We start from the raw sequence: 7,646 nt of genomic DNA, 5'->3' as shown, positions 1-7,646 counted from the left end.
CCGCCGGCCTGCCGCACCCGCACTGCACCGCCGCACCAAGGCGGGCGCCCGCCGCCCCGCCCGCTGACGGACCGCCACCGGCAGCTCCGGGCAGACGCCTTCTGCCGCCCGGAGCTGCCGGGGCGCCCGGAGCTGCCGGGGCCGACTGCCCCGGGAGGGCGGACGGGGCCCCTAGCGTGAAGGGCACGGAGGCGAGAGGAACCGTTCGCCCCGGTCTCTCGGCCCTTTACCGGAGGAATGCAGCATGCCCCCCAGCAGAACGGAAGACCTGCTCGACGGCGGACCCTCTCCCGCCCCCGCACCGCTCGTGCTCGACCTGATCGCCCACCAGACGCGCACCCGCCCCGAGGCCCCCGCCCTGGTCCACGCAGCCGCCCGGCTGACCTACGCCGAGCTCGCCGCGGCAGTACGGGAACGGGCTCGGGAGCTCACCGCGCAGGGCGCGGGCCCCGGCCGGTTGGTCGCGCTCCACCGACCCCGCGGCATCGAGGCGATCGTCGGCCTCCTCGCCGTCCTCGCCACGGGCGCCGCCTATCTGCCCCTCGACGTCCAGGCCCCCGACGCCCGCAACGAGGCCATCCTCAAGGACGCCTGCGGAGACCGGGCGCCCGCTCCCGCCGACGTCGCCCACCACGGCGAGCTCGTCCTCGACGGCCCCGGTGCCGGGGAGGGCGCGGCCTACGTCATCTACACCTCCGGATCCACCGGCACCCCCAACGGCGTCGTCGTCGCCCACGACTCCCTCGCCCACTTCATCGCCGGTGCCACCCCCGCCTACGACATCGGCCCCGAGGACGCGGTCCTCCAGTTCAGCCCACTGCACTTCGACGCCAGCATCCAGGAGGTCTTCGCCACCCTCGGCGCCGGCGGCACCCTCGTCCTGCGTACCGACGACATGCTCGACGTGGCCGAACTCCTCTCCGGTTGTGCCCGGCACGGCATCACCCACCTCGACCTGCCCGCCGCCTACTGGCACGAACTCGTCTACGTCCTCACCACCGACCCGGTCCGCCTCCCCGACACCCTGCGCACCGTCATGATCTACGGCGAGGCCGCCCTGCCCGAGCGCGTCGCCCAGTGGCGCGGCCTCGTCGGCGACCGGATCCGCCTGCTCAACTGCTACGGGCCCACCGAGACCACCGTGGTGGCCACCGTGGCCGACCTCAGCCGCCACGACTCCGGACCCGTCCCCATCGGTCGCCCCCTCCCAGGAGTGCGCGCCGCCGTCGTCGACGGAGAACTGTGGCTCCTCGGCGGCGGACTGACCCGCGGTTACCTCCACCGCCCCGAACTGAACGCCCGACGCTTCACCGTCCTCGACGGCGAACGCGCCTACCGCACCGGTGACCTCGTCACCATCGGCGAGGACCGGCAGATCCTCTATCACGGTCGGCTCGACGACGAGGTCAAGATCGGCGGCCAGCGCATCGACCCCGCGGCCGTCGACTCCGTCCTGGCCGCCCACCCCAAGGTCCGGGAGGCCGCCGTCGTCGCCCACCAGGACGACGACGGAGTCAAGCGCCTCGTCGCCTTCGTGGTGACCGACGGCGGCACCGGTGCGGAGGAACTCCGCGACTGGGTGCGCGGGCGCATGCCGGCCGCCGCGGTGCCCACCGTCTCCCTCGTCGTCGCCCTGCCCCGCACCAGCTCCGGCAAGATCAACCGCAAGGTGCTGCGGACGACCGACCCGCGTCTGCCCGTGGTCGACGAGGAACCCCTGCCCGTCGAGGACCGGGTCCCGCTCTCGCACGCCCAGCGCAGGCTGTGGCTGGTCGGTCAGCTCGACGGACCGTCCTCCGCCTACAACATGCCGATCGTCCTCGACCTGGAAACGGCCCCCGACCGTGCCGCGCTCGCCGCCGCGGTGACCGATCTCGTCGAACGCCACGAGGTGCTGCGCACCGTGTTCCCGGCGCCCCAGGACGAGCCCTACCAGCACGTCCTCGCACCCACCGTCGTCCGGCTGCGCACCGTCGAGTGCCCCGCCGGTGAACTCGCCTCCCGGGTCGCTGACTTCACCGAGGAAACCTTCGACCTCTCGCGCGAACTGCCGCTGCGCGTCGCCCTGTTCCTCCCGGACGACGGACCCGGCGCCACGCTGGCCGTCCTGCTCCACCACGTCGCCGGCGACGGCTGGTCGCTCAACCCCCTGATGACCGACCTCGCCCGTGCCTACGCGGCCCGTGCCGAAGGGCGTGCCCCCGAGCAAGAGCCGCTGCCCGTCCAGTACGCGGACTACACCCTCTGGCAGAACGAACTCCTCGGTGACCCCCAGGACCCCGATTCCCCCGCCTCCCTCGGTCTGGCCCACTGGAGCACGGCCCTGGACGGCCTGCCCACCGCGACCGACCTGCCGCTCGACCGGCCGCGTCCCGCCCTCCGCAGCCACGACGGGGGGCTGGTCACCGCCCTCCTCGAACCGGGCGTCCACACCGGCCTCGCCCGAATCGCCGAAGAACACGACGCCAGCCTCCTCATGGTGCTGCAAGCCGCACTGGCACTGGCGCTGCGGGCGACCGGCGCCGGGGAGCACACCGCCTTCGGCACCCCCGTCGCAGGACGCGACGACGAAGCCCTCGACGAGCTCGTCGGCTTCTTCGTCAACACCCTGGTGCTGCCCACGGACACTTCCGGAGACCCCACCTTCACCGACCTGCTGCGCCGGATCCGCGACGCCGACCTCATGGCGTTCGCCCACCAACAACTCCCCTTCGACCTCCTCGTCGAGCACCTCAACCCGCCCCGCACGCCCGGCGTCCACCCGCTCTTCCAGGTGATGCTCACCCTGCGCACCACGGGCCCCGACCCCGGAGCCTTCCGCTTCGGTGACCTCGTCGGTCGCTTCGTCGGTGACGCGTCCGCCACCACCAAGTTCGACCTCACCGCCGCCTTCGAGGACCTCCGCGACGCCGACGGCGCCCCCGTCGGGCTCCGGCTCGGGCTGGAGTACGCCCGGGACGTGTTCGACGAGGACACCGCCCGCATCCTGCTCACCGCCCTGGAGCGCGCCCTGCGCGCCACCGCCGACCGGCCCGGGCAGCCCGTCCCGGACGGTGCGCTGGTCGAACCCGCCGTTCGGCAGGCCCTCGACGTGCGCCGCGCCGCTGCCCGCTCGACCGCCGTCGCCGCCGAACCGGCCGATCGCTCCGACGCCGAGGCACCCGCCGAACAGGTCGACATCCTCAGGGAGCTGTTCGCCGAGGCGCTCGGCCTGGATCAGGTCGGCCCGCACGAAGGCTTCTTCAGCATCGGCGGCCACTCCATGAGCGGGGTGCGGCTCGCCAACCGGATCCGTGCCCGCCTGGGCGTCGACGTACAGGTCCGCGACCTGCTCATCGCCCCCACCCCCGACGGGCTCGCCCGCCGCATCGCCGCCCGGGCCACCGGCCCGGACACCACCGGTGTCGCGGAACCGGCCCGTTCCCGCCCCGCCCCGCGCGCGGACCGTCCCGCCCGCGTCCCCCTGTCGTACGCGCAGCGCAGGCTGTGGTTCGTCGACACCCTCGAAGGCCCCAGCGCCTCCTACAACATTCCGCTGGTCCTGCGGCCCGCCGAACCCCTCGATGCCCGGGTCCTGGCCGAGGCCCTCACCGACCTCTCCGACCGGCACGAAGTGCTGCGCACCCGCTACCGTGCCGTCGACGGAGAGCCCCACCAGGAGGTCCTCACCGCAGTCAGGCCCCCGCTCGACGTGGAGTCCGTGCCCGCCGACCGGATCGCGGCCGGCGTCGCAGCGGCCGCCTCGCACGTCTTCGACCTGGCGGAGGAGACGCCCCTGCGCGCCACGATCCTCACCACCGACGACGAAAGCACGCAGGTCCTCGTCCTCCTCGTCCACCACATCGCCGCCGACGGCTGGTCCACCGGCCCGCTGCTCGCCGACCTCGGGACCGCCTACCGGGCCAGGAGCGGGGGCCGCGCCCCCGACTGGGAGCCGCTGCCCGTCCAGTACGCCGACTACACCCTCTGGCAGCGGGACCTGATCGACGGTCCGGCCGCGGGGGCGCACCTGGAGTTCTGGGAGGAGACCCTGGCGGGTGCCCCCGCCGTGCTCGAACTGCCGTCCGCCCGTCCCCGCCCCGCCGAAGCCACCCACCGGGGAGGGCGCGCCCCCGTCACCCTCGACGCCGGCACCCACCAGGCCCTCGAAGCCCTGGCCCGACGCAGCGGCGCCACCCTGTTCATGGTCCTCCAAGCGGCCCTGGCCGCCGTCCTCACCCGGCACGGGGCGGGCACGGACCTGCCGCTCGCCACCATGACCGCCGGACGCGACGACGAGCGGCTCGGCGGGCTCGTCGGCTTCTTCGTCAACACCCTGGTGCTGCGCACCGACACCTCGGGCGACCCCACCTTCGTCGAACTCCTCGAACGGGTCAGACGGACCGACCTCGCTGCCTACGGTCACCAGGAGCTGCCCTTCGAACGGGTCGTCGAGCGGCTCAACCCGGTCCGCACCACCGCCCACCACCCGCTGGCCCAGGTCGTCGTCCAACTCCACCACGACTACACCGGTGACGTGCCCGGCGCCGCGGCGGCGAAGGCCCTCTTCCACGCCGGGCACGATGCGGGGGAGCCGCTCCTCGACACCGTCTCGACCAAGTTCGACCTGACCTTCGCGATGGAGGAGCGCAGGGGTGACGACGGACGTCCCACCGGCCTCGTCGGCGGCCTGGAATACGCCACGGACCTGTTCGACGCGCCCACGGCCGCGCTGCTCGCCGCCCATCTGGAACGGACCCTGCGGGTCGCCGCCGTCGACCCCGGGACCCGGATCGGGGACGTCGACCTGCTCACCGCCGCCGACCGGTTCCGGCTGATCACCGAGTACAACGACACCGCCACCGTGGTGCCCCCAGAGCCCGACACGATCCACGAGCTCATCGCCCGCCGCGCCGCCCGCACCCCCGGTGCGCCCGCGCTGATCACCGACGGGGAGACCGTCGGCTACGGCGCACTCGACTCGCGGGCCGACGCGCTCGCCGCCCGGTTCCGCTCCAGTGGAGTCCGCCGCGGCGACACCGTGGGCGTCCTCCTCGAACGAGGCGTCCCACTGGTGGTGACCGCCCTGGCGGTCCTCAAGAGCGGAGCCGCCTACCTCCCCCTGGACCCGCGCCTTCCCGGGGCCAGGATCCGGCTGATGCTGGAGGACGCCGGAGTACGGGTGGTGGCGACCGACGCGGGCCACGCCGCGGTCGCCGGGACCGGGGAGGGGCCGGTCCTCCTGCTCGTGGACGGGCGAGAAGGAGCGGCGCCGTGCCCCCCGGACGCCGGTGCCGCGGGCGTCCCCGACATCACCGGCCCCCGTGCCGAGGACGCCCCCGCGACCGGGGACGACCTGATGTACGTGATGTTCACGTCCGGTTCGACGGGGCGGCCGAAGGGCGTCGGTGTCACCCACCGCAACGTGCTGGAACTCGCCGCCGACCGCGACGTCCGCGCGGGCGCACCGCCCCGGATGCTGGTCCACTCGGCGACCGGCTTCGACGCGTCCGTCTTCGAGATCTGGGTGCCGCTGCTCAACGGCGGAAGTCTCGTCGTCACCCCCGGCGACGGCACGGACCTCGCGGAGACCGCCCGCGCCGTCCGCGAACACGGCGTCACCTCCGCCTACTTCACCATGGGGCTCTTCCACGTCATGGCGGACGAGGGCCTGGACACCCTCCGGCTGCTGAGCGAGGTGTGGACCGGCGGTGACGTCGCCGATCCGACCGCCGTGCAGCGGGTCCTCGCGCACTGCCCGGACACCGCCCTCGTCCACTCGTACGGTCCCACCGAGACCACCTTCGCCTCCCACAACCAGTGGTTCGACACCGGGGAACGCGCTCTGCGGGGTGCCGGAGTCCACCTCGGCCGGCCCATGGACAACACCCGCAGCCACGTCCTCGACGCGGGACTGCGGCCGGTGCCGCCGGGCGTGCCGGGCGAGCTGTACATCGCCGGTTCGCACGTGGCCCGGGGCTACGTGGGCCGCCCGGGGCTGACTGCCGAGCGGTTCGTGCCCGATCCGTTCGAGCGCGACGGCAGCCGCATGTACCGCACGGGCGACCGGGTGCTCTGGACGCCCGCGGGCGAACTGCGCTTCCTCGGGCGGGCGGACGGCCAGATCAAACTGCGCGGCGTGCGGATCGAACCGGGCGAGGTGGAGCGGGCCCTCGCCGCCCATCCCGCGGTCGGCCAGGCACTCGTCGTCGTCCGTGAGGACCGGCCCGGCGAGAAGCGCCTCGTCGGCTACGCCGTCCCCCGCACGGGCACCTCGGTCACCGAGGCCGAGCTGCTCGCCGAGGCGCGCGCGGCGCTCCCCGAGCATCTCGTGCCGTCCGCCGTCGTGGTCCTCGACGCCCTGCCGCTGACCGTCAACGGCAAACCCGATCGATCGGCGCTGCCCGCGCCGCACCGGCCCACAGCCCGGAGCGGGCGACGGCCCAGGAACGCCCGGGAAGAGGTGCTGTGCGGTCTGTTCGCGGAGATCCTCGGCGTGCCCAGCGTCGGCATCGACGACAACTTCTTCTCCCTGGGAGGCCATTCGCTGCTGGGAGTCCGCCTGGTCAACCGCGTCCGCAGCGTCCTCGGCATCGAGCGCACCGTCCGTGACCTCTTCCGGCTCCCCACCCCCGCCGGACTGCTCGGCTCCTCCGACGACGGCGCTGCCGCCGCCCTGGGCGTCCTGCTCCCGCTGAGCACCCGGGGCACCCACCGCCCGCTGTTCTGCGTCCACCCCGGCACCGGTGTCGGCTGGGCCTACGCCGGTCTCGCCCGACACCTCGGTGACGACCAGCCGTTGTACGCCCTGCAGGCCCGCGCGCTGAGCGAGCTCGACCACCGGCCGAGCAGCGTCGAGGAGATGGCCGACGACTACCTGGAGCGGATCCGGCAGGTCCAACCCTGGGGGCCCTACCGCTTGCTCGGCTGGTCCTACGGTGGTCTCGTCGCCCACGCGATGGCGGTACGGCTCCGCGAGGCGGGCGAGCGGGTCGAACTGCTCGCGCTCCTGGACGTCCACCAGACCGGGCCCGGAAGCACGTCCGTGCTGCCGCCCGAAGAGCGAGCAGCGAAGCCCGGCCCCGCGGACGCCGGGGAGCTCGTGGCGGCGCTGGAGGAGATCCGTCGTGAGGACCCCGTCCTCGCCGGATTCTCCGACGCGGAACTCCGGGCGGTGCTCCGTGCCTCCCAAACCCACGCCGAGCTCATGGCACGCCACGTGCCGGGCGTCGCCGACGCCGACACGGTGTTCTTCACCGCCCGCAGGCCGGGGGAGCAGGAAGGGGCCCTGGCCGCCACCTGGATTCCCTTCACCGAGGGCGTCATCGACAACCACACCATGGAATGCGGTCACCTCCAGATGGCCGAGCCCGAGCCTCTCGAAAAGATCGGCAAAATAGTTGCGGAGAAACTCTCCGCACTCCAGAAGGAAGAAATGAGGAGCCAGTCATGAGTGATTCCGTCAACCCGTTCGACAATGCCGAAGGTTCATTCCACGTCGTCGTGAACGACGAGGGCCAGCACTCCCTGTGGCCGGCCTTCGCCGCTGTGCCCGCCGGCTGGCACAGCGTCTGGGGTGTGGGAAGCCGTACGGACGCCATGGAGTACATCACCACCAACTGGACCGACATCCGCCCGCGCAGCCTCGTTGCCCAGTACGCCTGAAC

The 7,646-nt window shown here is 73.3% G+C and carries 2 protein-coding genes; both read left to right on the top strand.

All coding sequences use genetic code 11. The features are described from left to right. The first annotated feature begins 244 nt into the window (after positions 1–244). Positions 245–7,432 carry an amino acid adenylation domain-containing protein gene (locus tag ACFW2Y_RS33440; protein ID WP_384886787.1) on the top strand — a complete coding sequence of 2,396 codons (7,188 nt, stop codon included), beginning with the start codon at positions 245–247 and terminating at the stop codon, positions 7,430–7,432. Continuing rightward, on the top strand, positions 7,429–7,644 hold the full coding sequence (locus tag ACFW2Y_RS33435; RefSeq protein ID WP_384886784.1) for an MbtH family protein: 216 nt from the start codon (positions 7,429–7,431) through the stop codon (positions 7,642–7,644). The genes ACFW2Y_RS33440 and ACFW2Y_RS33435 overlap by 4 nt, the downstream gene beginning before the upstream one ends. Positions 7,645–7,646 lie beyond the last annotated feature (2 nt).

The organism is Streptomyces sp. NPDC058877 (genome assembly GCF_042742855.1).
Lineage (GTDB): Bacteria > Actinomycetota > Actinomycetes > Streptomycetales > Streptomycetaceae > Streptomyces.
This window is presented reverse-complemented; position numbering and strand designations above follow the sequence as displayed.